The organism is Pseudoalteromonas sp. C2R02 (genome assembly GCF_018860845.1).
In the GTDB taxonomy this organism is placed as follows: domain Bacteria; phylum Pseudomonadota; class Gammaproteobacteria; order Enterobacterales; family Alteromonadaceae; genus Pseudoalteromonas.
In genome coordinates, this window is the sequence record NZ_JAHKQC010000013.1 from 148,365 (window position 1) to 174,953 (window position 26,589).

Annotated in this window: 21 protein-coding genes; 15 read left to right on the forward strand and 6 right to left on the reverse strand. The window is 34.7% G+C overall.

Annotated elements, in window-relative coordinates; genetic code table 11:
- Positions 1-62 precede the first annotated feature (62 nt).
- On the forward strand, positions 63-2,948 hold the full coding sequence (locus tag KO527_RS03495; protein WP_216038994.1) for a hypothetical protein: 2,886 nt from the start codon (positions 63-65) through the stop codon (positions 2,946-2,948).
- A 40-nt stretch (positions 2,949-2,988) separates the two neighbouring features.
- On the opposite strand, the gene KO527_RS03500 is transcribed toward KO527_RS03495, so the two are convergent.
- Positions 2,989-5,232, reverse strand: a complete 2,244-nt coding sequence (locus tag KO527_RS03500) for a TonB-dependent receptor (RefSeq protein WP_216038995.1) — start codon at positions 5,230-5,232, stop codon at positions 2,989-2,991.
- 255 nt (positions 5,233-5,487) lie between these two features.
- On the opposite strand from KO527_RS03500, the gene KO527_RS03505 reads away from it, so the two are divergent.
- The 6 genes from KO527_RS03505 to KO527_RS03530 all read left to right on the forward strand — a co-directional run bounded on the left by KO527_RS03505 (position 5,488) and on the right by KO527_RS03530 (position 13,049).
- Complete coding sequence (locus tag KO527_RS03505) at positions 5,488-6,756, forward strand: HlyD family efflux transporter periplasmic adaptor subunit (protein ID WP_216038996.1); 1,269 nt, start codon at positions 5,488-5,490, stop codon at positions 6,754-6,756.
- Positions 6,757-6,810: 54 nt separating this feature from the next.
- On the forward strand, positions 6,811-7,527 hold the full coding sequence (locus KO527_RS03510; RefSeq protein ID WP_216038997.1) for an ABC transporter ATP-binding protein: 717 nt from the start codon (positions 6,811-6,813) through the stop codon (positions 7,525-7,527).
- 10 nt (positions 7,528-7,537) lie between these two features.
- Positions 7,538-8,830 carry an ABC transporter permease gene (locus tag KO527_RS03515; protein ID WP_216038998.1) on the forward strand — a complete coding sequence of 431 codons (1,293 nt, stop codon included), beginning with the start codon at positions 7,538-7,540 and terminating at the stop codon, positions 8,828-8,830.
- Positions 8,831-8,856: 26 nt separating this feature from the next.
- Positions 8,857-10,092 (forward strand): FtsX-like permease family protein, encoded by a 1,236-nt coding sequence (locus tag KO527_RS03520; RefSeq protein WP_216038999.1) that lies wholly within the window; start codon positions 8,857-8,859, stop codon positions 10,090-10,092.
- A 361-nt stretch (positions 10,093-10,453) separates the two neighbouring features.
- Positions 10,454-11,743 carry a sigma-54 dependent transcriptional regulator gene (locus KO527_RS03525; RefSeq protein ID WP_216039000.1) on the forward strand — a complete coding sequence of 430 codons (1,290 nt, stop codon included), beginning with the start codon at positions 10,454-10,456 and terminating at the stop codon, positions 11,741-11,743.
- Between the two features lie 4 nt (positions 11,744-11,747).
- Positions 11,748-13,049, forward strand: coding sequence for an ATP-binding protein (locus KO527_RS03530; RefSeq protein ID WP_216039001.1), 1,302 nt, complete (start codon positions 11,748-11,750; stop codon positions 13,047-13,049).
- Here the strand turns inward: KO527_RS03530 and KO527_RS03535 are convergent, their stop codons facing one another.
- Positions 13,050-13,952, reverse strand: a complete 903-nt coding sequence (locus tag KO527_RS03535; protein WP_216039002.1) for a LysR substrate-binding domain-containing protein — start codon at positions 13,950-13,952, stop codon at positions 13,050-13,052.
- Between the two features lie 173 nt (positions 13,953-14,125).
- On the opposite strand from KO527_RS03535, the gene KO527_RS03540 reads away from it, so the two are divergent.
- Entirely contained in the window at positions 14,126-14,887 is a 762-nt protein-coding gene (locus KO527_RS03540) for an isocitrate lyase/phosphoenolpyruvate mutase family protein (RefSeq protein WP_216039003.1), read from the forward strand.
- 63 nt (positions 14,888-14,950) lie between these two features.
- On the opposite strand, the gene KO527_RS03545 is transcribed toward KO527_RS03540, so the two are convergent.
- Positions 14,951-15,991: a YCF48-related protein gene (locus tag KO527_RS03545; RefSeq protein ID WP_252733385.1), complete on the reverse strand. Its 1,041-nt coding sequence runs from the start codon at positions 15,989-15,991 to the stop codon at positions 14,951-14,953.
- Positions 15,992-16,549 (reverse strand): GNAT family N-acetyltransferase, encoded by a 558-nt coding sequence (locus KO527_RS03550; RefSeq protein ID WP_216039004.1) that lies wholly within the window; start codon positions 16,547-16,549, stop codon positions 15,992-15,994.
- Positions 16,550-16,645: 96 nt separating this feature from the next.
- On the opposite strand from KO527_RS03550, the gene KO527_RS03555 reads away from it, so the two are divergent.
- Positions 16,646-16,852, forward strand: coding sequence for a hypothetical protein (locus KO527_RS03555; protein ID WP_216039005.1), 207 nt, complete (start codon positions 16,646-16,648; stop codon positions 16,850-16,852).
- A gap of 5 nt (positions 16,853-16,857) precedes the next feature.
- On the opposite strand, the gene KO527_RS03560 is transcribed toward KO527_RS03555, so the two are convergent.
- Both KO527_RS03560 and htpX read right to left on the reverse strand, forming a co-directional pair.
- The gene (locus tag KO527_RS03560; protein WP_216039006.1) at positions 16,858-17,556 is read right to left on the reverse strand and encodes an MOSC domain-containing protein; all 699 of its coding nucleotides are present in this window, start codon (positions 17,554-17,556) and stop codon (positions 16,858-16,860) included.
- Between the two features lie 114 nt (positions 17,557-17,670).
- A complete protein-coding gene (gene htpX / locus KO527_RS03565; protein WP_216039007.1) occupies positions 17,671-18,534 on the reverse strand; it encodes a protease HtpX in 864 nt (287 codons plus the stop codon).
- 344 nt (positions 18,535-18,878) lie between these two features.
- Between htpX and nosR the strand changes: the two genes are divergently transcribed.
- From nosR to KO527_RS03595, 6 genes are all read left to right on the forward strand, one after another.
- A complete protein-coding gene (gene nosR / locus KO527_RS03570) occupies positions 18,879-20,972 on the forward strand; it encodes a transcriptional regulator NosR (protein WP_252733409.1) in 2,094 nt (697 codons plus the stop codon).
- 55 nt (positions 20,973-21,027) lie between these two features.
- Entirely contained in the window at positions 21,028-22,932 is a 1,905-nt protein-coding gene (gene nosZ, locus KO527_RS03575) for a TAT-dependent nitrous-oxide reductase (RefSeq protein WP_216039009.1), read from the forward strand.
- A gap of 76 nt (positions 22,933-23,008) precedes the next feature.
- Entirely contained in the window at positions 23,009-24,322 is a 1,314-nt protein-coding gene (locus KO527_RS03580; protein ID WP_216039010.1) for a nitrous oxide reductase family maturation protein NosD, read from the forward strand.
- Positions 24,319-25,251 (forward strand): ABC transporter ATP-binding protein, encoded by a 933-nt coding sequence (locus tag KO527_RS03585; RefSeq protein WP_216039011.1) that lies wholly within the window; start codon positions 24,319-24,321, stop codon positions 25,249-25,251. Before KO527_RS03580 ends, KO527_RS03585 begins: the two co-directional genes overlap by 4 nt.
- On the forward strand, positions 25,251-26,069 hold the full coding sequence (locus KO527_RS03590) for an ABC transporter permease subunit (protein WP_216039186.1): 819 nt from the start codon (positions 25,251-25,253) through the stop codon (positions 26,067-26,069). Before KO527_RS03585 ends, KO527_RS03590 begins: the two co-directional genes overlap by 1 nt.
- Positions 26,066-26,563, forward strand: a complete 498-nt coding sequence (locus KO527_RS03595) for a nitrous oxide reductase accessory protein NosL (protein ID WP_216039012.1) — start codon at positions 26,066-26,068, stop codon at positions 26,561-26,563. The genes KO527_RS03590 and KO527_RS03595 overlap by 4 nt, the downstream gene beginning before the upstream one ends.
- Positions 26,564-26,589: the final 26 nt, after the last annotated feature.

Sequence of the window (26,589 nt, forward strand, 5' to 3'; positions counted from 1 at the left end):
CTAATTTTATTGTACTTCACTACAATTCGCTCAAATAATAAATGATAACCCCGGACGGTATTATGAAATTCAACTCCATTGTTAAAGCATTCTCTTTAAGCTCCCTTGCATTATTCTCTCTTAATAGCCAAGCAGTATCTGTCGATAAATCATCACAATGGCAAACTTTCGAAACTGAAAACTTCAGAGTTCATTTCACACCTGAATATAGAGATTGGGCACTATCTAGTGCGAGAGAAATGGAAAATGTGCGTTTGCTTATCCAAAAACAACAAAATCGTGTTTTAGACGAAAAAGTTGATGCCTATATTGTTGACCCACTTAATGCTTCAAATGGATTTGCAGTTCCACTGAGCAGTAAACCCTACATGGCTTTATTTGCAACTCCGCCACAATCAGATAGCGTTATTTCAAACTCTAGTAGTTGGCAACAATTATTAGTTTTACATGAATACGTACATTTGGTTCATTTAGCACAAAAAAATCGAAGTGAATGGCGTAATCAATTAGCACAAGTTTGGGATTTATATGATGCATCTATCATCAAAGCTGATCGATGGGTTGCTGAGGGCTATGCGACTTTACAAGAATCCAAACTAACAGGTCGTGGTAGGTTATATCATGATGGTGTAGAAGCTATAATTCAACAATTTGCCCGTGAAGGTGCCTTACCTTCATATAGCCAATTGAGTAAAATGGACAAGCGTTATATGTCAGGTTCTATGGCATATTTAGTTGGTGTACGTTATTTAAAATGGCTTGAAGAAAATTATGGAGAAGATACTTTAGATGCTGTTTGGTCACGTTGGAAAGCAGTTAAGCAACGTAGTTTTAATCAATCATTTGAGGGGGTATTCCAAGATTCAGCGCAAACCTTGTATAAAAGATTTGTAGCGGAATATACATTCAAAGCCATGAGTAAAGAAGCGCAATATGCTGATTCAAATTCTGAACTTTGGTTAGATTTAACAGGTCAAGTATCTGACCCATCTTTAAGTCCAAATGGTAATTTCCTTGCCGTTGTAGAAACACAAAGAAAAGAAGACCACAAAGAAGTTATTTTAAACATATATACAACACAAGATAATATTAAGGCTGCTGAAAAGTTTAATAAAAAAGCGAAAGAAATCATTAAAGACGATCCTCAAGATATTATAGGCAAGACACCTAAAGTATTTAAAAGAGAAATCAAATTCACTTTAAATCAAACTAATTACCAATCTATAAGAAACCCTCGCTGGTTAAATGACGATACCATTATCTTTGGTGCATCAACCAAAGGCAGCGATTCACAATTACACCAAGATTTATTCAGTTGGAACATAAATACAGGTAAAACAAAACAAATAACCCAAGCAGCTAATCTTCGTCGATTCGATATTACTGATGATGTCATCATCGCAGAACAATCTCGTTTTGGTAAATCACAACTGGTTAAATTTGATTTTAACGGCAATAAGATATCAGATTTAAATAAAGCATCTACCTCGAACATTTATGATTTTCCACGATTAAACTCTGATGCAAGTCAACTTGCTTATTTAACAACAGGTTTAAATAACAAATGGCAATTAAAAGTAAAGGATTTAAACTCAAGTTCTCACTCAGACTTTGTGATACCAGTGCCTACTAATTACCAGTTCTTGTCCTATCCTGAATGGGCTAAAGATAGTAATTCGCTTTATTATGTTGCGGGTACTCAAGGTGAAGTGAAGATGTATCAATATCACTTTAAATCAAAAACACTATCAGCGATAAGTTCAGGTGAACACCCTGTTTCTTGGCCTATCGCTCAGAGTGATGATTCATTATTGCATTTATCAATTAATTCTAATGGTCCTGATATATATCAATTAGCGTTAAAACAACAAGATTTTGTACAAGTTACCGATATAACAGAACATAACATTATTGATATTATGGCCATCGATAATAGCCCAATTAAACTAAGCCCTGCTCAAATGACTGTTGATGAATCCATTGGTCAACAACGTGACTATGGCATAGGTCCACAGGAAGGCACACTGAGTATTGGAGAAAGCTTCTACTCTGCTTCTACAAACTTAATTGAATTAGGTTACAAAAGTGGCGATGTGTTAAGTCGTTTTGATTGGCAATTGAATGTGAGCTCTGATTTAAATAAAAATATTTTATCAGGAGCCAGTGCAAACGTACGCTGGCAAGGTTGGCCAATAAAGCTATTTGCCCATGCTTACCAATATGATTTGAAAGTTGATGAACAAAAACATGCACTTACGGATGCATCTACAGATATTTCAGACACAGGTTTATTACTTGAAGCATCTTACCCATTTAGAAGAGATACTTTATCTATCAATACAATTGCTCAAATACGTTTTGCAGATACACAAACGAATGACATAAGTGCTGATCACCATTATCAGTCTTTTGGTTTTGATCAATCTTGGTATTTTGATAAACAAGTATGGGGTGTAAGTCAAAAATCAAAATTATATTATATATCTGGCGAATTAGAGGATATGAATTATGATGGCTATAATGCCATGTTCTCATTAGCAGGACATGTTAAACATTATGGATTAGGTGCTGAAATTCAAGCTATCAAGCGAAGTGATGAGGCTAGTAATATAATAAATATAGGTGGATTTGGTTCAACTTTAATGCAGCCAAAAGCACATCTAAATACGGTTTTCGCACCTGAAATGGCATTTTACTCTGCAACAACAAATGACTATGTAAAATATGAGGTGTTCTCACCATTTGAAGCTGGCAGATTATTTTACACCAGACACACAATGAAAGATCAAGACAATATAGATGTTTATGGTATTAAAGGTGAATTTACCAATGATTTTGGTTTTACCGGTATTTCAAATTTATCTATCAATTTAGGCTTAGCGCAAGTCAATCCTGAAAACAGTAAATCTGATTTGAAAGCATGGTTAGGTCTATGGCATAAGTGGTAAATTAGGGATTGGGGGGAACTTTCTCCCCCCTTTTTATTTATTACTCTAACGAATAACTCAATGTTAACCAAATTGAACGGCCAGGCTGTGCGCTGAGCGAGTTACTGAATCCCAAGCTCCGTTTAGAAAAATCATTACCAGAATCTGCTTTTTGAATACCTGGTGCAAGTATTTTTCTATCAAATAAATTAAGTGCTTTTAATGAAACTTTCCAATTTTTACTTAAATAACTTATAGATGAGTCAAAAATAACCCTAGAGCCAACTTCAATACCTTGCAGAATAAGTGGATTACGTGAATATAGCTTAGTGCGATCTAAATAGTTTGCTTTAAAGTTAACATTCCAACTTTCTTTGAAAGGTATGTCTATTAGGAAATTTATTTTGTGTGGCGAAATATCGCCTAATGTACCATTTTTATTAACCCACACATTATCATCGTGAGAAAACATTCGATCCGTTTTAGCGTGAGTGAATGTGTAATATAAATGACCTGTAATATTACTTTGTTCGCTAAGAAAGTTTTGAAATTCAAAACGGCCTCTATATTCAAGCCCAGCAACATTTCGGCTACCATTGTTTATTGAATCTTCACGGATCACGTTGTCATACCATGCACTATACAAAGAAATATCATGTAACCATTGATATGTTTTATGCATAAAAATAAGTTCTAGGTTCTTGGCTTTTTCTGGTTTTAGATCTGGGTTTTCCTGTCTACCAGACCAACCTCCATATAATTGTTGTGCTGGTGGCTCTTGAAATGCTTCACCATACACGAGTTTTATAGAAGATTTACTATTGTTATATTTATAAATTCCAGACACTCTTGGGTTTATTGACGAGCCCCAAATTTGATTTTCGTCATATCTGATCCCGAAATTAGCCCTGAAGGCTTCATTGTCATATATAAATGATACGTAACCACCATAATCATTAAATTTAACACGATTATCACTAGGTACTTCTTTAAGCGTTTGCGAATCAAAATCATAAATTGGATCTGTACTGTAATATATTGCGGCACCAAATCCATAAGGACCTACATTACTAGTTGGAGTTGTAGAGCTATAGGCTCCCCAATAACCTGGAACGTCATATGCTTTGGTTAAATCAGAACGTTTAAAACGCCAGCCAGTTAAATATCTAAATTGTGTATTAAGCATATAATCAAAATCTTGTTTTATTTCAATTGCTGAATTTGAACTATTCCAATTAGTGACACTTATGTAAGAATAATTTTCCATGCCTGCTTCCCAGTCAGGTGTGGCTTCAGCCCAATTCCCCCATATGCGGCTTTCTCTATATGTAAGGTTTGTATTCACCTTAAATTTATTATTATTTTTCCAGTCATGATTTAAATACATCTGTTTTGAAGAGCGGTACCAGTCTCCATTATTTTGCCCTCTATCTGCCGTATATTGTCCTCCATAGCCCTCATCAATTTGCCAATTGAACATCCCAATAGTTAAATTATTAAAATATATATTAGCAAACACCCCCCAATCATCTGATTCATCCTGATATGAACCATAAGATTTTCCATTGTTTTTATATTCTAAAATAGGTCCCCAAATATCAGTTTGACTATATAAGTCATTTGAAAGAAACCCCCATCTATCAGATAGATCCTCTTCATCAGAGTTAAACATTACAGCCGCAATGTCAAAACTAAACCTTTTTAACTTTGCTCTTGTAAATATCTCTAATGCTTTTGAGTTCCAACTACCTATTTCAGTTTTTATTAAAAATTCTGATTCATGTTCTTTTAAAGTTTTACCTTTTTTTGTGATGACATTTATCACACCTAAAAATGCATTTGCGCCATAGCGAACTGATGAGGGACCATATAAAACTTCGACACGATTTATCATACTTATTGGATATTGATGGGCCATTATATACTCGTGGCTCCACAAATTATTATCCACGACTCCGTCAATCATGAACAATGTTCTGTTAGTCGTAGGGGTCCTATAACCCCTTTGATAAGAAGTTGTGTTATTTGCCCCCCCAGTTTGAATCACATCAAACCCGGGTAAATCAATAAATATTTCTTTTAAATTATTATATCCCCTGCGCTGAAAATCATCTTCAGTCAAAACAACCATAGCTGCGGGAGCATCTATCAAATTTTCTTCAATGCCATTACTACTCACCACTGTAATATTTAATAAATCATCTAATGATAATTCAAATAAATCATTATCCTCAGCTAATGTATGCTGACTTTTTAATAAAAATATTAATGAGGAAAATATATATAACTTTTTAACAGTATTCATTTTTTGCTTTGTTTTGGAGTTATTTATCTAGTTTAGTAAATTTGACCTATTTATCAAAAATATATAATTTACTGTTCACCTCTGTCCACCATTTATTTAACTGGACACAAACGGACAATTCAGGTGTCCGATCGGACACACTTTGCTTAACCAATAAAAATAATACACTTATTAAACAGTAGTTTATATAAATATAAAAAGTTGGCACTCAACCTGCTCTATTACATATATAAATAATTAATATGTTGAAAAGCCATGATAAAAAGCACAGAGACTCAAGATGAGCAAATACAAAACGTTAAATCTAACACTTGGGTTAAATATACGCTTTTTTCGATTATTGTGATCCTCATAGGTGTTTATACATTACCAACACTTAGTAATTGGTATTCAGGTGTTATCTCAGTAGACAAAACAAACTTACTCACTGCTAAAGTATTTCGCGGTGAATTAATAAGAGATGTAGCAGTATCAGGTAAATTAGTGGCAGCAAATGCACCACAACTTTATAGCCCAGAAATAGGTGATGTGACTATGCTAAGTCGCCCAGGCGATAAAGTAACTAAAGGTCAAATCGTTGCTAAGTTAAATAGCCCTGAACTGATATCTTTAATAAAACAAAATCAATCTCAACTAGATAAACTTAAAATTGAAGCCAGTCGTGGATCATTAAAAGATGACGAAGCACAATTAGACTTAGAACGCAGTTTAGATGAAGCAAAAGTAAGATTAAATGCTGCAAATAGAGAGCATCAACGTGCACAGCTCTCTTTTGATAAGCAAGTTATAAGTGAGCTTGATTACGCTAAAACACAAGATGAACTGTTAGAAGCCAACTTAAGGCATCAACATGCGAATAAACGTGTAGAGCTTGCTAAAAAACGTTTAGCGTTTGAAAATCAAACCCGTCAATTTGAGGTTAACCAACAGCAAATCATTTTAGATGAATTACTTCGCCGAGAACAAGCATTAGCAATAAAGGCCCCTGTCGCTGGCATAGTTGGTAATTGGTTAATCGAACAAAAAGAACGTGTTGCAGACTCCCAGGCACTAATGACTATCGTAGATTTAACACAGTACGAAGCACAACTAAATGTACCTGAGTTCTACGCTGATGATTTAGGCATAGGTTTAACTGTTAATATGACTGTTGCCGGAAAAAAGCTAAAAGGTACATTAAGCTCTATCTCACCGGAAATTAATAATAGCCAAGTACAGATCAGGATTTCTATTGACAATAATCATGCCCATAATTTAAGGCAGAATCAAAGAGTTAATGCCACTATCGAATTCGAACGTAAATCTAATGTATTAATGGTTAAACGTGGTGCTTTCTTAAAAGCTGGCGCAGCTAAATCTGTATTTAAAGTTACTGATAACTATGCAGAAAAACACAAAATCAGTGTGGGTATATCAAGTGTAGAATTTGTTGAAATTTTACAAGGCGTTAATGAAAATGATGAGCTAATAATATCAGATCACTCTGACTTCGCCATGAATACACAAATTAAGTTAACACTTTAAAAACACAAAAATGAAAATAAAATAAATAGTTTTAAATAAATTGAGGAAATAAAAATGTTAAATATGCAATCAATCAGTCGAGTATTTAAAACAGATACCATTCAAACTCACGCTTTAAGAGATTTTAATTTAAAAGTAAATTCAGGTGAATTTGTTGCAGTAACAGGCCCTTCAGGTTCTGGTAAATCTACTTTCTTAAATGTTGCGGGTTTATTAGATGCTTTTGATGGCGGAAGTTATGAATTAGATGGTGTTAACGTCAAAGGACTTAAAGATGACGAACTTTCGCGATTAAGAAACGAAAAAATTGGCTTTATTTTTCAAAGCTATAACCTTATTCCTGACTTTAATATATTTGACAACATAGATATGCCACTGAGATATCGTGGATTTAGTGCAAAAGAACGTAAACGCCGTATTGAGTCAGCACTTGAACAAGTAGGTTTAGCAAGTCGTCATAAATACTTACCTAGCCAGTTATCAGGCGGTCAACAGCAACGTATCGCAATTGCCAGAGCTTTAGCTGGAGAGCCTAAAATATTATTAGCTGATGAACCAACTGGTAACTTAGATTCTTTAATGGCACGTCAAGTGATGGAGTTACTGCATACATTAAACGATCAAGGCAGTACTATCATTATGGTGACACATGACCCGGATCAAGCGCGTTCAGTAAAGCGAAATGTTCAAGTAATAGATGGTCAAATTACTGATATGAGTATTTATGCGCCTTTAAATGACGTAGCCCTAAACAAAGCACAAACGGCTTAAGGAGAACGCTATGGATATGTTTTTATACTATTTAAAACTCAGTAAACATAATTTAAAGCGTCATAAGTTGTTTTTTATACTTATGATCACAACTTTAGCTGTAGGTGTCGCGGTATTACTTGCAAATTTAGCGATATTAAAAGTAATGTCGAGTGATCCGATCCCAGAGAAAAGCGATAAAATTTTTAGCGTAAATATGACAACCTGGCCTGAAAAAAATGACAATAACTCAGAACCTTTGCATATATTACGTTATAGAGATGCTATGCATATCTTAAAAAGTGATATACCAACATATAGCCTGGCACATTACGCTTCTCAAGTGTATACCCGTAATGTTGAATCTAAAAGCTTAACGCGTTTTAGTGCAGAAACTCGTGCAACAACCAGCGATTTTTTTGAGCTTACAAACGCACCATTTGAATTTGGTGGTACTTGGACAAACGAAAATGCCAACGATATTGTTATTGGCGCAGATTTAAATCAAAAGCTATTTGCTGGTGTAAATAGTATTGGAAAATCAGTTGAAATTGGTAAACAAGTATTTCGAGTAGTAGGCGTTTTAAAGCCTTGGAGTTTAAAGCCATTGTTTTATCATGCAACAGAAAGACGTGCATTTAATCAAACCGATGATTTATACGCCCCTGTTGAGACTGCACTCACAAATAACTGGGGCATTAGCGCAAGAACATCTTCTACTGAACGATTTAAAGATGCATCAGATACAAGGGACAAAAATGTATTTTATATGCAAGCTTTTGTTCAATTAGATAACGCGCAACAAAAAGCACAATTTCAAAATTATTTAGATAGTTATAGCCAAAGTTTAAAAGACGCAGGTGAGCACCCTTTTCCTATTAATAATAAGCTATATGACGTTAATCAATGGCTAGATAAAAACAAAGTAGTAGATCAAAAAATTCTGGCATTTGCATTTGCAACAGTATTGTTTCTTGCTGTATGTATATTTAACGCAAGTAGCTTATTATTAGCCCGTTATCACAGTGCTAAATTTGAAACTGGACTTCGTCGCGCTGTGGGTGCCAGTAAAAAACATGTTTTTTATCAAGGTGCGGTTGAAAGCTTGATCATAGGTTCATGTTGCGCTGCATTAGCTTTGATTTTAGGTTGGCTTTTCTTAAAGTTTTCATTAACCCTATTTCCTTATTTAAGTGATAGCGCATCATTCGATTCAGGTTTGGTCATAATGGGCATTTGCATTGCCCTCGTAACCAGTTTTTTAAGCTCATTGTATCCACTTATACAAGCAAGTAACTCAAGCTTAAGTGCACAACTAAAATAAACGGCTCAGATAAAAGGAGAAATCACATGAATATAAAAGCATTACTAAAAGCATTATTACTGAGAAAATTTGCAACCTGTTTATTATTATTACAATTAGCTTTAACTTTAGGCTTAGTAGTTAATACTGTATTGATCAGTTTAGATACCAGTAAAAAAATTAATGATCCATTAATGTTTGATGTACCAAACCTATTAGCAATTCAACTATTACCCACGTCAGGTGAATATAAAGATCAAACTTTTTATGATGCGATAACTAAACAAGATCTAAAAAAGTTAACTGAGCTTGATGGTGTTATAAGTGCAGCACAATATAATCAACTGCCTATTCAAAATGGTGGTTGGAACGGTAACTTCAAAGATGAAGCGACACCTAAAGATACTATTACCGCAAAAGATTTAGACTATGTGCCAATATTTTATTCAAATGAATTAGGTGTAGAAAACCTAGGTGTTGAAATAATAGAAGGCAGAGCATTAACAAAAGATGACGATATGACAGAGGTTTACTACGCAGGTAAACGAGATGAGTTACAACCAAATATTGTTATTACAGAGTCTCTAGCAAAAGCGGTTTACCCTAATGAGTCAGCAATCGGAAAACTTTCAAATCACGGTAGAATTGTCGGTATCGCTAAAGACTTTATGGTTAATCCAAGATGGGAAGATCGCGCTAAATATTTTGCTGTGTTTGGTAACTTTACATTTGCCCAATTTGATTTCACACAAAATTATTTATTACGTATCAAACCTGGTCAGTTGAATAACGTTAAAAAGTTAGTCGAATCTACTATTTTAGCCGTGCAACCGGAACGCGATATAATGGATGTATATAGCATGAGTGAACGTCATAAAAACTTCTTTAGCCAAGAAACTGGCTTGGCTAGTTTATTTAAAATATTGTGTGTACTAATGATTATGGTAACAATTATCAGTAATTTCGCTCATGCGCATTTTCACATGTCACAACAGCGTAAGTATATAGGCATACGTCGTGCTTTAGGTGCGACAAAAAAAGATATTATTTTATATGTATTTAGTGAAAATTGGTTAATGAGCTTGTTTGCATGTATTTTAGGTATTGCATCGACCATTATAATTAATATTTTATTAAGCCAAGTGATCACTATAGATAAACCAGATATTCTGTTATATTTCATCGCAGTAAGTATTATATTTGTATCAGGTACGCTAGCAACATGGTTACCTGCATATAAAACCACAAAAATATCACCTGTGGTGGCAACACATACTTTATAACTTTAATAATAACAAATGCGGGACTGAAGTCCCGCCTAAGACAAAACATATATACCCATGTTACCTCAAGATGCAGGATTCAGTTGGAGTTAGAAACGCTTTAGTCAAGGCAGATGAATACAGTGATAGTTATTCTATTTCAAATTCATCTAACGCAGCATAAAGCGTTTCTAAACCAACCCTGCGGGGACTTCTGAGCAATTCAAGCTCGTTGTTCCATCTTCTTTTAAGGGAGCGACCATTAATACAAAGATGCGCCTAGATCATGAATTGCTCAGTTATCCTGAAACTCGCATCTTGAGATAGCATGGGTATAATATCCGTAATTTGTTTTGTAATAAAAATAATACAGGAAAAAAAATTGAAGCGTATTTTAGTTGTTGACGATAACCCAGACATATTAGACGCGCTAGATTTATTATTAGGCCTTTATGATTATGAAGTGATCACAGCAATTACCATAAAAAAAGCATTAATGGCTGTATCACATCAAAAGATTGATCTTGTCATTCAAGACATGAATTTTACCGATGGTACAACCACCGGAGATGAAGGTAAAAACCTGTTTTACGATATAAAACAGATTAATCCAAATATCCCAATAATTCTCATAACAGCGTGGAGTCAGTTAGAAACCGCAATCGAACTTGTCAAAGCTGGCGCTGCGGATTATTTACCTAAACCTTGGAACGATGAAAAATTACTAGAGGTTATAAGTGAAAATTTAAATAAAGCGACACCAGATGTAAAACAAGAACCAAGTGCCAGTTTTATATATCAAAGTCAAAAAATGAATAGCTTGATCCATATGGCTAATAAAGTCGCTCAGTCTGATATCAATACATTGATCACCGGGCCAAATGGTTCAGGTAAAGAAAAATTAGCTGATCATATTCACCAAAACTCCAAACGCAAAAACAGCCCGTTTATAAAAGTTAATATGGGGGCACTACCCCATGATTTAATGGAAGCTGAGCTTTTTGGTGCTGAAAAAGGCGCATTTACAGGCGCGAATACTGCAAGAGAAGGACGTTTTGAAGCAGCTAATGGCGGTACTTTATTTTTAGATGAAATCGGAAATCTCAATTTAGCCGGTCAAATGAAATTATTACGTGTACTGCAAACAGGTGAATTTGAAAGACTCGGGTCTAGTAAAACATTAAAAGTAGACGTTCGTGTGATTAGTGCAACCAATAGCAATCTACAAGAAGATATTAACCAAGGGTTGTTTAGAGAAGATTTATACTACAGACTCAATATTGTTGAATTACAGTTAGCAGAACTTAATCAAAGAAAAGATGACATTTTACCCTTAGCAGAATACTTTATTGGTAAAGATCATAGTTTATCAGCTTGTGCAAAAAATCATTTATTAGCACACACTTGGCCTGGTAATGTACGAGAGCTAGAAAACGCATGTAAACGTGCGTTGGTATTTGCAAATGAAGCTTGTTTATCTGTTGAAGATTTTTTATCTAATGATCCGCAAACTTTAAGCACGATACAAAAACAACCAAGTGAAGCTGAACGCATTGAAGCAACATTGAATAAATATAATTGGGTTATATCCCGTGCAGCAAATGAATTGGGTTTTAGTCGCCAAGCACTCTACCGCAGAATTGAAAAGCATAATATAAAGCAACAGGACTAAATAAATGAACTTAATAATTATCCTTTTAAGTAATATTATTTTCTTTATTCTATGTTTTTATAATCTACCGCAAAATACAGCTTTAGTAATTTTTCTGGGCTTATGCCTATTTTTTCTAAATGCTTTTATTATTGTTAAACACAATAGTGCGCAAAGCCTGTTAGTAAAAAGCTTAGAGCAAGGATTTCTAAACTTTATAGATGGAGATTTTTCAGCAAGTTTGCCACAAAAAATTTCTCATCAACATAAAGCACTGTTTAACCAATTTAATCAAGCCAGTGAATTTCTGCGATTTGAGCGACAACGTCTTTACCAAAGAGAAATGTTACTTGATATGGTGATCAACGCATCTTCCGTAATTACGCTTTTAATAGATCATCGTGGAAAAGTAGTATTTGCTAATCAACAATGCAGCTCTTTATTTAATACTGATAGCTTAATTGGTTCAGACTTTAATGAATTAACAAAAGGTTTATCTCATGAGTTTAAACAAGCATTACATATTGATGACGACAGCCAAGGATCAGATTCAATATTTACAAGCACAGATGAGTACGGCCAACCTCAGGCTTGGCACATTTCACGCTCATCTGTTCGACTAAATCTTGCATCACATACTTTATTTTTATTAAAACCTATAACCGAGCAGCTTGCAAAACAAGAAAGCAATACTTGGAAAAAAGTCATAAAAGTATTAAGCCATGAGTTAAATAATTCAATCGCTCCTATTAGTAGCATGTGTCACAGTGGTAAATTGATTTCAAAAAAGTTGGACGAACCTAAGTTAGATCGTGTTTTTAATTCTATATCAGGTCGTATAAACCATTTAAATGAATTTGTCAGTGGTTACGCAAGTTTTGCTAAATTAAGTCAACCTATTAAAGCACCAATTGAAATTAACGATCTCATGTTACATCTATCGGAGTTATATCCTTTTAAGCTTGATAATAAATTAATATGCAATACGCTAGATTTAGATCAAAGCCAATTTGAACAAGTATTAGTAAACCTTTTGAAAAATGCAGACGAAGCCGACCCTGATAGCATTACACAAGTTAATATTTCAGAGGTAAATGCTAATGGACAAAAAGCACAATTCATTAAAATAGATATTTTAGATAAGGGACTAGGTATGTCTGATGAGGTGATCAAGCATGCTTTATTACCTTTTTATTCTACTAAACATTCCGGAACGGGTTTAGGCTTAGCACTGTGTAAGGACATCATTGAAGCGCATCAGGGAAAGTTACTTTTTACTAATTTAACACCACAAGGCTTTTGTGTCAGCGTGATATTACCTCGCTGATCACTCATTCATTTCTCTTTTAAGCCAATTCATAAACACTTTTAATCTTGCCTGCTTAGGCGAATTTGCATCAAAGACTAAATAGCGTTTCACTGCTGCAGGGTGCTTAATTTTAATAGGGATAACCAGATCACCCGACTCTAAACCTTCACGATATAATGACTTAGCAGCTAAAGTAAAACCATGACCACTCTTTACTGCACTTAATCCAATATCAGTGCTCACCACTTCAGTCCATTGAGAGTGATTTTCATAGCCTTTTACACTAGCAGCTTCAAACCAAGCCTGCCAATTATAAGGTCCTTCTTTTTCTAGTCGAATTAACCAAGAATTTAAAATATCTTGCGGGCTATTAAAATCAACTTTATCAGATAACTTTTTAGAGCAAACAGGATACACTTCATCTTGGCCAAAATATTCACATTTAAAATCTGAGGGGGTATTTTTATCTACACTGATACCAAAGCGTATCGCTAAATCTATATGGCTTTGTTTTAAGTCTTCAAATCTGTTAGATGAAGCAACACGAATCTTAACTTCTGGATGCTGAAGTGAAAACTCATGTAATTTTGGCATTAACCACATTGAAGTAAAAGCAGGTGTTGAAGTAATTGTTAAACTGCCTTCAATGCCCTCACTTTGAATATCATTCAGTCCATTAATCAATAATCCAAAAGCTTCCTGTGTCACTTTAAACAACTTCAGTCCACAAGGGGATAAAGTCATTTGTCGCCCTTTACGTATAAACAATTTAGTATTTAATGATTCCTCTAGCTGTCGCATCTTTTGACTGACAGCGGCTTGTGACAAACATAATTCAATCGCTGCTTTACTATAACTTTGATTACGTGCAGCACTTTCAAAACAGCGTAAGTTATTTAAATTGTTTAAACGTTTATCCATAATCCCAAAGGTAATTAAATGATTTAAAAACTGATAATAATCTTATACATCGAAGTAATATAAGTACAGCTTATAATTAAGTTAAGAATTTACCATTGGCTTTAAATATTATCTAATTGCAAAATTATCTTATACAAAAACATTCAGTATTGATAAGATTAATAGGCTTCTTTATGAAATTTAAACAACTGCACCATCAAAATACACCGTTATTAATTTGTAATGTTTGGGATGCAAATAGCGCTAAGACAGCTCAAAAACTAAACTTTAAAGCAATTGGTACTTCAAGTGCTGCAATTGCTCAGATGCTAGGTTATGAAGACGGTGAACAAATGCGCTTCGATGAATTGCTATTCATAGTAAAACGCATTTTAGCCTCTACAACTTTGCCATTAACTGTCGATATTGAATCTGGCTATAGTCGTGATCCTTTAGTTACTGCAGGTTTCATTAAAACATTATCTGAGTTAGGTGTTGTTGGTATCAATATTGAAGATAGTTTAGTGAATAAATCCAGAGAGTTGATCAATGCAGATGCATTTGCTGATTATCTTAATGCTGTTACTGAACAATTAGCAAAGGACAATGTCGATATATTTATAAATGTAAGAACAGATACCTTTATCTTAGGTACTGACAACGTGCTAGAGCAAACAATAGAAAGAATAAAACGATATGAAACTGCAAATATAGATGGTGTATTTGTGCCATGTATCACTAATATAAGTGATATAACAGCAGTCATAGAAAGTACAGACCTTGCAATAAATGTAATGTGTATGCCTGAGTTACCTAACTTTGAAGTGTTAGAGCAATTAAATGTTAATAGGATCAGTATGGGTAACTTTTTGTTTGATAGTTTAGCTGCTGATCTGGAAAGTAAAATTATCGATGTTTTAGAGGCTAAATCCTTTGCTCCTGTTTTTGATAACTAATCGCTTAATTTGAAAATGTAGCCTACAAATGAATTTAGTAGGCTTTATTTGTTTTACAAAAATCTAATCTGTAAATTCGATTATTCCAATACTGCCATCGGCACCTGCAGCTAAGATTAAACTTTTATTACTAGCTAAAGTATAAAAACCTTGTTTGCTTTTGCTATTTAACAGTTGCCAGTTAATACCATTATCAAATGAAATATCAGAACTGAGTTTACCCGTTGTTAAACATTTATTTTTTATGCATGTCATTGCGGTTCTAAGGCCATGACCACCCGTATTAACCTTTGACCATTTATTCTCTTTTAAGCTCGCAAGGTTATTATATTTTTTATCTCTTTTTAAATAATCACCGCCCATCACAAATAACTGTTTTTGCGAATTTAAAGCAAGTGCATAACCACCTGATGTTGGTGTTTCTTGATGAAGTGGCACTGCTTCCCTATGCCATGTATTGCCAAAATCATGACTTGAATATACGGACGCTGATAATCCTCCTGTAGTAAACCACGCATTGCCATTATCACCAACAATGAGCGTATTACCGCTAGCAGCAAAAGCAGATTCATTCTCTAACATCTTAGGTATATTGTTTTGCGAAATTCTACTCCAAGTTTTACCGCCATCTTGAGTGCGTTTAATGACATAAAAACCATCGACAGGGTCGCCCATTAATAGGCCATTATTTTCATCCCAAAATGCAATTGAATCAAAAAAACCTTTTTTATCTTGATTTTGATAGAGCTTTTCCCAGGTTTTACCTGCGTCTAATGTTTTAAATAATGTTGACTGAATTCCACTGCCTATTCCCATAACAATCGCAGTATTATCATTAAACACAGCGATATCCCTAAAGCCCGTTTTAATATCAGACTTAACACTACGATCTAACCATGTCTTGCCATTATCATTTGAAATATATACGGTATTGTCACTGCCCGATACCCACAAAGTATTGTTTGATATCGCACTGCCTCTTAGTGATACTTTTTTGTTGATAGTATTTAACTGCCAATCCATTGTGGTGTGCTTTATATCATTTGCGGTAACTGAAAAACACGCAGATAATAAAACAAGCTGACTCCATATATTTTTAATCATTTATATCACCTTTTTATTTTTATATAGGGTTTTATTTTGCCAAATATTTTTAGTTAATTGATATTGCAGAATGTCATTATTATTGATGTTATTTTCACACTTAACAAAACCAAGCTTTATTAATAAATTTATTGATGCACTATTTAAATTCAATACATTAGCATTTATTTTATTTACCACAAAATTGCAATTATCACTGAATAAATAAGATAATAAATAATTAAGGGCTTCAATCATAAAACCATTTTTCCAATGCTTTGGATCTAACTCATAACCTATTGTTGCAGTTTTGCAGCTTGCGTTATATTCGTGTACACCACAACTACCAATAAACTCATCTACGCTATTATTTATGGCATAGCGAATACCGATATTATTATAACTATTCTCTAAATCTTGTTGTATCAGATCTTGTGCTTGTGCTTTATTATCAAGTACTGAAAAATTATTATATAAACATACTTCATATTGACTCAATAAATTAAACAGCGCGGTAGCATCTTTATACGAGATAGGTTTTAACGCTAGTCTAGGTGTTTTTAATACTGGAAATTGCATATTAATAGTCCAAACTATCCTTTTTAATCATCATTGCCTTTATTGAACATCAGAAATCTCTTATTATTTAGTTATTAGTGTTTAATTAAGAAAATGATGACAACAGAATTTAAAGTGATACAACCAACAACAACCGTTTTTTGCCATGAACGTGGTGAAGGCTGGACACTTACAGGTATAACTGACATTAATGAAAAAACGTCAGTTATGTTTAGTGGTACACGATACACAGTAGAAGCTCGAGAAGTGGTTGAAGTACTTTTACCTAACCAAATTGCACGAGCAGAGCAAGAAACAAAATAAATTTATTAACTGCCTTCTAATCTACCAGACCAATCTTCAACTTTTTTATTTTTTAATCGATTGGTCACCATTTTTTGCCAAGAAGGCACTAACTTTAGCTCAGATAATTGCTCTAATGCGCTGTAGTTAAGTTTATCGACAAATAATAGTTCTAGTATTCTATGCAAAGTCCACAATGGATTAGGTCTGTTGGTCAGAACAATGTCATCTCCTGCTGACATTTGGCCATCTTCAATTACTTTAAAATACCAACCTGTTTTCATGCTATCTTGCATCAAGCGAGACATGTTATCTTGATCGAACTTAACATTTAGTTTCCAGCAAGGGAGTCGAGTTTGCACCACTTCAAAAATACAGCTTCCAATTTTTATTTCATCACCTAAACAAATATCATTTTCAGTTATTCCTGTAGATGACAAATTTTCTCCAAAGGCGCCAAAGTTATCTAAGATGTCGCAATTGTGAAGTTGTTCCTTCCAAAATTCATAATGCTCAGATGGATATAAATGTACGGCCTTATTTATGCCACCATGAATTTTTTTATCTCCCACTTCGTCGCCGATTATGCCCATTTCATTTATATTGACGGGTTCAATAATTATTTTTTTATTTATGGCTGATTCAAATGCACGATCGGATCCCTTTTTAAAAAAGGCTTCAGATTTTCCGATATAAATACTGTCTAACTTCCCTAAAATTTGCATTTGTAACACCCTTAATCTATATATTATCTGTCGTATCAATTCTTGTATATTGAAAATACAAAAAGCGCTGCCTTTATGCAAGAGCAGCGCTTTTTAATTATTAATCTTACTAAATTATTTTAATGCAGCAATACGGTCTTCAAGTGGTGGATGAGATGAAAAATACTCGCTCATGCCTTTACCTGAAGCGATTCCAAACGCCATCATTGAACCTTGTAACTGTGATGGATGATTTGATTGTAGCCTCTCAAGCGCAGAGCGCATTTTATCAGCACCCACTAATTTAGCAGCGCCAGCATCAGCAACAAACTCACGCTTACGACTAAAGTAAGCTACTATTACACTTGCTAAAATACCAAATATCATTTGGAAAACCATATCTAAGATAAAGTAAGTCCAAGAATGCCCTGTTTGTTCTTCTTCATCTGATGATAAGAAGTTATCAACAATACCCGCTAAAACTTTTGCCATAAATATTACAAATGTATTAACGACACCTTGGATCAAAGTCAAAGTAACCATATCACCACCAGCAACATGAGATACTTCATGAGCAAGTACCGCTTCTGCTTGATCTTGATTCATACTTTGCAATAACCCTGTGCTTACAGCGATTAATGAATTGTTTTTACTTGGACCTGTTGCAAATGCATTCATATCAGGGCTGTCGTAAATTGCAACTTCAGGCATTTTAATACCTGCTTTTTGTGCTTGTGAAGCGACTGTATCAACTAACCATTTTTCGGTTTCATTTCGTGGTTGCTCAATAACATGAGCACCAGTCGATTTTTTTGCCATCCACTTTGACATAAATAAAGAAATAAAAGATCCACCAAAACCAAATACAGCTGCGATCATTAAGATCCCACCTAAACTGCGATTATCAATGCCAAATACTGACATTAAAATTGATAGAACAATGCCTAAAACTAGCATAACAGCTAAGTTTGTGACTAAAAATAAAACAACGCGCTTCATAGGTACCTCATAGTTAAATATCATTTATAAATATGGGGCCTTTACTTTTAATTTCAATGAAACGCTTGCCTTAAGGTGTTACAAATTGTGACTTTTATTTATTTTTAATCTTTTTTTGTTTGAAAATTTAATTGATCCACATCAATAAGTTATCTGAATGATTGTTAACACTAAATTTGATTGATCTGAGTCATATTCAACATTTATTTCCCCTTTATGATGAAACAAAACACAGGTGCGACATTTTGTCGCAGTAGTCAGCGTTGATCAGGGACCTTTTAATGATTTTGAACTCTCACTCTAAAACATTAATTACGCAATTTTTTAAGCTTTGCCTCTCAGTTATGCTAGGTTTTTTACTCTGTAATGGGCAAAGCCATGCATTATTTGTTAGTCCACCAAAAGACCCCGCACCTTTAATTAAAGAAATTTTCCCAAGTTCAACAAAAGTCAGTGACAAGCAAGGTCAGATCCCATTTTGGACCATATATAAAGAAGATGAAATTCTAGGTTATGCTTTTGAAACAAATGATATAGCAAAAATCCCCGCTTATTCAGGTGAACCCGTAAATATGCTAGTCGCAATTGATCCTAAGGGTATTTATCTTGGAGCAAAAGTGCTAGAACATCATGAACCGATCATTCTAGCCGGTATCCCTGAAAGTAAGTTACATGCTTTTACCGAACAATATGACGGCTTAAATGTCAGCGACAGATTAAAAGTAGGAGGTAATCACACCGAAGGCATTGTTCATATAGATGGGCTCTCTGGCGCGACAGTGACAGTGATGGTTATGAATGTTGGTATCGTAAAGTCTGCAACTATTATTGCCCGTGAGCTTGGTATTATCAGTGCAAGTCAAGAAGCGATTCAGCCAATGGGGACTATTTATCCAAATGAATTTGAAAAATCTGACTGGACTAAATTAACCGGTGACGGTTCAATCCGCCGTCTTTATTTAAATAGAAAAACGGTTGATGAGGCTTTTGTTGGTACACAAGCCGAACATGTAGATGAAGCAACGTTAGAACAAAAACAAGATGAATTTGCCGATATATATTTTGCTCAATTAAATATACCAACCATAGGCCGCAATATACTGGGTGATAGTGAATACGACTATTTAATGTCTTCATTAAAACCAGGTGAACATGCACTTATTTTAATGGGCACAGGTTATTCGTTTAAGGGTTCAGGATTTGTTCGTGGTGCAATCTTCGATCGACTTCAAGTACTTCAAAATGATGACGCATTTGCTTTTAGAGATTTAGATCATAATCGCGTTCCTGATATATATATTCAAGGCGCTCCAAAGTTTACTGAAAGTTCTATTTTTATAATTCGTGAGCATCATGAATTCAACCCTGCATCAGATTGGCAATTAGAATTACTTGTTAGACGCCAAACGGGTCCATTAGACAGTATTTTTACAAGCTTTAAGGCTGATTACCATACATTAGATAAATACTTAGACCGCCCTGCACTTATCTTACCAGAGCCTGAATTAACCTTAGTCCAGCAAGTTTGGCAAGAAAAACAAGTTGAAGTCATTTTCTTACTCGTATTAATGGGTATTTTATTAATTACCCTGTTCTTCCAAGATATTTTAGTTCAATACCCTAAATTTATGCATAACTTCCGACACAGCTTTTTAGTGGTTACAGTAATATTTATCGGGTGGTATTGGGGAGGACAACTGTCTGTTGTCAATGTATTTACTTTTTTACAAGCATTTATGTCTGATTTCTCATGGGACCTATTTTTATTAGACCCAATCATATTTATTTTATGGGGAGCAGCAGCTGTTACCGCGCTTCTTTGGGGCAGAGCTGTATATTGTGGTTGGTTATGTCCATTTGGTGCACTGCAAGAACTAATAAATGTATTTACACGCTACATAAAAATTCCTCAGTTTGAATTACCTTGGGCCGTACACGAAAGGTTATGGGCCATTAAATATCTTATTTTACTCGCCCTATTTGGTATCTCTTTAGACTCTTTAGCATTAGCTGAGCAATTTGCTGAAGTTGAACCTTTTAAAACAACATTCTTACTTAAGTTTGACCGCCAATGGCCATTTATTGCTTGGGCAGTATTGCTACTTGTCATCAATATATTCAATCGTAAATTCTTCTGTCGCTATTTATGCCCATTAGGTGCCGCTTTATCGACTAGTAATAGCATACGTTTATTTAGCTGGTTAAGACGCCGTAAAGAATGTGGTCAACCTTGTAAGACATGTGCAAAAGAATGTGAAATTCAGGCTATTCATCCAGATGGCACTATCAACATGCGTGAATGTCATTACTGCTTAGATTGCCAAGTAACCTATTTTGATGATGAAAAATGTCCTCCGCTAAAAAAAGCAGCACGAAAAAAAGTACAACAAATCGAAAAATTTAAAGCGCAACAAATAAAAGTTGTTGATGCTTCTTAGTTAAACAACAAACCAAAATTAATATTTCAACTACAAGATGATAATGGAGAAAACCATGAGCAATAAAATTGACAAAGCTCAGAATGACCAAGGTATCAGTAATGAATTAGAAAATGCTGACCGCCGTAACTTTTTTAGTAAGTCAGCTATTTTAGGTGCCGGCGCTGTAGCAGCGCCAATGACAGCTGCAATGTTTGCATCTACTGCAAAAGCTAAAGCTAAAGAAGCTGGCTTAAGTGCAGCCGTTCACCCTGGTGAATTAGATGAATACTACGGTTTCTGGTCTGGCGGTCATTCTGGTGAAGTTCGTATCATGGGGATCCCATCAATGCGTGAATTAATGCGTATTCCAGTTTTTAATACTGACTCAGCAACGGGTTGGGGTTTAACTGACGAATCAAAACGTATTAAAGGCGATAGTGCAAATATCTTAATGGGCGATTCGCATCATCCACATATGTCAATGACTGACGGTCGTTATAATGGTAAATATGTCTTTATCAATGACAAAGCAAACTCTCGTGTTGCACGTATTCGTTGTGACGTAATGAAAGTAGACAAAATGATCACTGTGCCAAATGTACAAGCGGTTCATGGATTACGTGTTCAAAAAGTCCCTCATACAAAATATGTAATTTGTAATGGTGAATTTGAAATTCCAATGAATAACGATGGTAAAGAATCTCTTGAAGACGTAAGCACATACCGTTCATTATTTAGTGTCATCGATGCGGAAAAAATGGAAGTTGCTTTCCAAGTAATGGTTGATGGTAACCTCGATAATACTGATGCTGACTACTCAGGAAAATACTTCGCTTCTACATCTTATAATTCTGAAATGGGCATGAATTTAGGTGAAATGATTACAGCAGAGCGTGATCATGTTGTTGTGTTTAATCTTGCGCGTTGTGAAGCTGCAGTTAAGGCGGGTAAGTTCAAGAGTTATAATGGTAATAATGTACCTGTATTAGATGGCCGTAAAGGTTCTAATTTAACACGCTACATCCCAGTACCAAAATCACCACATGGACTGAATACTTCACCAGATGGTAAGTACTTCATGGCTAATGGTAAGTTATCACCAACAGTGTCAATTATTGAAATTGATAAATTAGATGATTTATTCAAAGATAAAATTAAACCACGTGATGCAATTGTAGGTGAGCCTGAATTAGGTTTAGGTCCACTTCATACTGCATTTGATAATAAAGGTAATGCTTACACAACATTATTCTTAGATAGCCAAATCGCTAAATGGAATATTCAAGATGCAATAGCAGCTTACCAAGGTAAAAAAGTTAACTACTTACGTCAAAAATTAGATGTACATTACCAACCGGGTCATAACTCAACGTCATCAGGTGAAACACGTGACGCTGATGGTAAGTGGTTAGTAGTATTATGTAAGTTCTCTAAAGATAGATTCTTACCTGTAGGTCCATTAAAACCAGAAAATGATCAGCTAATTGATATCTCTGGCGATGAAATGAAACTTGTTCATGACGGCCCTACTTTTGCTGAACCACATGACGGTACTATCATTCATCGTTCAAAAGTAAAACCTAAGAAAATCTGGACACGTGATGACTCTATTTTCGCTGAAACCTTAGCACAAGCTAAGCGTGATGGCGTAGATACCATGACAGAAAATAAAGTGATCCGTGATGGTAATAAAGTACGTGTTTACATGACTTCTATTGCACCAAACTACGGCATGAATGAGTTTAAAGTTAAATTAGGTAATGAAGTAACCGTTATCGTAACTAATTTAGATCAAGTTGAAGATGTGACTCATGGCTTTTGTATGACTAACCATGGCGTGCAAATGGAAATTGGTCCTCAAGCGACTGCATCTATTACCTTTACAGCTGATAAGCCAGGTGTGCAATGGTATTACTGTAACTGGTTCTGTCATGCATTACATATGGAAATGCGCGGACGTATGTTAGTTGAAGCATAAATATTACTGTTAATATTTATATAAAGTGCTGTTTATGCAGCACTTTAAACCAAGTAATTAAATAGAAGAAAAGTCGATGCTTAAATTTTTCTCACTTACTTTGTTGGTATTATCTACAGGTGTTTTGGCGAAAACATTTGAAGTAACACCCGAACAAGACTTACAAAGTATTTTAAACCAAACTCATTCCGGTGATATTGTTAACCTGATGCCAGGTACTTTTAAAGGCAATTACGTTATAAAAAAAAGTATCACGCTATCTAGTTCATCCAAAACAGCTCCAGCAATAATTGATGCTATGGGACAAGGTAATGGTCTCAAACTGCTCAATAGCAATATCACAATCAGCAATCTCAATATAAAAAATTGGGGAGATGATCTGACGGAACAAAATGCAGGGATTTATTCAGATCAACAATCAACTCATATTACTCTGAATCATAATAGGTTATCAGGAAGTGGATTTGGTATTTGGCTTCAAAAGTCAAAACACGTAAAAATCCATAATAACATTATAAGCGGTAACCTAAAGCTTAGATCCGCTGATAGGGGCAATGGTATTCAATTATCAAGTGTGCAAAAAGCACATGTTTTTGAAAATGAAATATCAAAAGTCAGAGATGGTCTTTATATCATTGCCAGCCAACATAATTTAATTGAAAAAAATACTATGCACGAATTGCGATATGGCGTGCATTATATGTATTCACATGACAACACTGTTAAATATAACACAGCCTATAATACGCGAGCTGGATATGCGCTCATGAGTTCGAGACGATTGATTATTTCTGGTAATAAAACAACTGATAGCGAAGACTATGGTTTTTTACTTAACTTTATCACCGCCTCTACATTTTCTAATAATATTATCAAAAATGTATGGACTAAGCCTGAAAATAAAGTGCTAGGCCGCGAGGGTAAAGGCTTGTTTGTATATAACTCTGGTTACAATACTATCACTGGTAATATGGTTGATACTGCTGAAATTGGCATACATCTCACCGCTGGCTCTGAAAAAACCACAGTTTATGGCAATAGCTTCATCAATAACCCCATTCAAGTTAAATATGTTGTAAATCGAGAAGAAGAATGGAGTAAAGATGGCAAAGGTAACTACTGGAGTAATTACTTAGGTTGGGATCTGGATAACACTGGTACTGGTGACACCCCATTTGAGCCTAATGATGGTATAGATAAAATAATTTGGCAGTATCCCGAAGCTAAAGTCTTACTCGATAGCCCCGCTATCATATTATTACGTTGGGTACAAAAACAATTTCCCGTATTAAAACCATCTGGCGTAAAAGACAGCTATCCATTAATGCAAGTACCACTAAAGCTTAATTCACATTTAACTGCCAAAGCAACAATAGAAGATACATTATGAGTGATTTAATCGTTCAACTTACCAATACAGGTAAAACATATAACACAGTTGATGTATTAAGTGACATTAACTTAAAACTTAACCCTTCTGAAGTATTAGGCTTATTTGGTCATAATGGCGCAGGTAAAACCACTTTGATGAAACTCATTTTAGGAATAATTAAACCCACATCTGGCGAAGTAAATGTTTTTGGCCATAACCCAATAAGTAAAAATGCATGGCAAAATCGCAAAAAAATTGGATATTTACCTGAAAATGTGAGTTTTTACGACCACCTTACGGGCCTTGAAGTACTTACCTATTTCGCACGTTTAAAATCTGCGCCAAAGGTACAAGTATTAGAGCTACTTGAACAAGTAGGTTTAAGTCACGCACAAAAACGACAGGTTAAAACGTATTCAAAAGGCATGCGACAAAGATTAGGGCTAGCGCAAGCATTTTTAGGAAAGCCTAAATTATTGTTATTAGATGAGCCTACAGTTGGCTTAGATCCAATTGCAACCAATGAGTTTTATACCAGTGTTGATAACCTTAAAATGAGCGGCGCAAGTATCATACTATGCTCTCATGTCTTACCTGGTGTTGAGCAACATATTGATCGGGCGATGATATTATCAGGCGGAAAAATGAAAGCTTTAGGCACCCTTGAGCAATTAAGAGCACAAGCGGCTTTACCCATTACAATTCATGCCCAAGGTTTAAATGGCTCAGTTTATAACGACCCTTCGCTTAATATATACCTTGTTAATCGATGTGATAACCAAAACAAACTTGAAGTAGCTGAAAAGCAAAAACTTGCCGTATTAAGACAATTATTAAGCTATGACCATATCACTAATGTTCACGTTGAATCCCCTTCTCTAGAGAAGCTTTATCAGCATTATCTATCTGATAACCAGATGACATCTAAAAAAGGAGCGCAATTATGATCCCGCCAATTTTCGCTGTTGCTTTAAAAGAATTTCAAGATGGTTTACGTAATAGATGGTTGATTTCTATTACCCTAATATTTGCAGTTTTATCTTTGGGTTTAAGCTATTACGGCACAGTTGCATCAGGACAGATAGGTACATTTTCAATATCATCTACCATTGCGAGTTTATCTAGCCTAGCAGTATTCTTGATCCCTTTAATCGCCTTGCTACTTAGTTATGATAGTTTTGTTGGAGAACAAGAGTCTGGCACACTTTTATTGCTTTTAACTTATCCATTAAGCCATCAACAATTATTAATAGGTAAATTTTTAGGGCAAGGTGCAATCATCACATTAGCAACATGTTTAGGTTTTGGCAGTGCAGCTGTTTTACTGGCAATAACCAGTGATGTTGACAATATATTCTCATCATTTGGCTTATTTATACTGACAGCGACATTACTAGGGCTATCATTTACCGCTATCGCATATGTTATTAGCCTAGCCGTTAATGAAAAATCAAGAGCGGCTGGTATCGCATTAATTATTTGGTTTTTCTTTGTATTGGTTTTTGATCTCGCCTTATTAGGATCACTGGTTGGTATGGAAGATAGTTTATCACAAAACCAACTTGTACAAATTATGATGCTCAACCCTGCTGACTTATTTAGACTAATCAATTTAAGTGCACTAGATACAAACGATGTAAATGGCGTTTTATCAGTTGCCATTAATAGTGGCACTTCAACAACACAATTATTTATCTCAATGATGGCATGGATTTTAGCGCCTTTATTTATTGCTAGCATTATTTTTAAGAAGAAAACATTATGATAAAAATCAATAAAAAACTCTCAATTTTAGCACTTTTACTTTCAAGCCTTTCATTAACAGCATGTAATGAAGACTCAACAGAACAAGTAATTAAACAAGCTGTTGCAATAGAAAAATCTGATGGCTGCCATTTATGTGGCATGATAATAGAAGGATTTCCTGGTCCTAAAGGACAGCTATTTAATAAAACATCTGATATATCTCATAAGTTTTGCTCTACTAGGGATTTATTTGGGTTTTTATTACAACCAGAAAATGTTCGCCAAGTTAAAGAAGTGTATGTTCATGATATGAGTAAAACACCTTGGCAAAAACCCACTGATGAATTTTTTATTAATGCTAAAGATGCTTGGTTTATCATAGGTTCAAGTAAAAATGGTGCTATGGGTGAAACAATTGCAAGTTTTAGCCAACAAGCAGATGCGAATGCTTTTAGCAAAGAATTTGGTGGTAAGTTATATCGCTTTAGTGAAATCACAATAGACATCATATAAATTACATTAAAATTTATTTAAAACAA

Coding starts and splice junctions, on each gene's coding strand:
- KO527_RS03495 (WP_216038994.1), top strand. CDS start 63: ATGAAATTCAACTCCATTGTTAAAGCATTCTCTTTAAGCTCCCTTGCA.
- KO527_RS03500 (WP_216038995.1), bottom strand. CDS start 5,232: ATGAATACTGTTAAAAAGTTATATATATTTTCCTCATTAATATTTTTA.
- KO527_RS03505 (WP_216038996.1), top strand. CDS start 5,488: ATGATAAAAAGCACAGAGACTCAAGATGAGCAAATACAAAACGTTAAA.
- KO527_RS03510 (WP_216038997.1), top strand. CDS start 6,811: ATGTTAAATATGCAATCAATCAGTCGAGTATTTAAAACAGATACCATT.
- KO527_RS03515 (WP_216038998.1), top strand. CDS start 7,538: ATGGATATGTTTTTATACTATTTAAAACTCAGTAAACATAATTTAAAG.
- KO527_RS03520 (WP_216038999.1), top strand. CDS start 8,857: ATGAATATAAAAGCATTACTAAAAGCATTATTACTGAGAAAATTTGCA.
- KO527_RS03530 (WP_216039001.1), top strand. CDS start 11,748: ATGAACTTAATAATTATCCTTTTAAGTAATATTATTTTCTTTATTCTA.
- KO527_RS03535 (WP_216039002.1), bottom strand. CDS start 13,952: ATGGATAAACGTTTAAACAATTTAAATAACTTACGCTGTTTTGAAAGT.
- KO527_RS03540 (WP_216039003.1), top strand. CDS start 14,126: ATGAAATTTAAACAACTGCACCATCAAAATACACCGTTATTAATTTGT.
- KO527_RS03545 (WP_252733385.1), bottom strand. CDS start 15,991: ATGATTAAAAATATATGGAGTCAGCTTGTTTTATTATCTGCGTGTTTT.
- KO527_RS03550 (WP_216039004.1), bottom strand. CDS start 16,549: ATGCAATTTCCAGTATTAAAAACACCTAGACTAGCGTTAAAACCTATC.
- KO527_RS03555 (WP_216039005.1), top strand. CDS start 16,646: ATGACAACAGAATTTAAAGTGATACAACCAACAACAACCGTTTTTTGC.
- KO527_RS03560 (WP_216039006.1), bottom strand. CDS start 17,556: ATGCAAATTTTAGGGAAGTTAGACAGTATTTATATCGGAAAATCTGAA.
- htpX (WP_216039007.1), bottom strand. CDS start 18,534: ATGAAGCGCGTTGTTTTATTTTTAGTCACAAACTTAGCTGTTATGCTA.
- nosR (WP_252733409.1), top strand. CDS start 18,879: ATGCTAGGTTTTTTACTCTGTAATGGGCAAAGCCATGCATTATTTGTT.
- nosZ (WP_216039009.1), top strand. CDS start 21,028: ATGAGCAATAAAATTGACAAAGCTCAGAATGACCAAGGTATCAGTAAT.
- KO527_RS03580 (WP_216039010.1), top strand. CDS start 23,009: ATGCTTAAATTTTTCTCACTTACTTTGTTGGTATTATCTACAGGTGTT.
- KO527_RS03585 (WP_216039011.1), top strand. CDS start 24,319: ATGAGTGATTTAATCGTTCAACTTACCAATACAGGTAAAACATATAAC.
- KO527_RS03595 (WP_216039012.1), top strand. CDS start 26,066: ATGATAAAAATCAATAAAAAACTCTCAATTTTAGCACTTTTACTTTCA.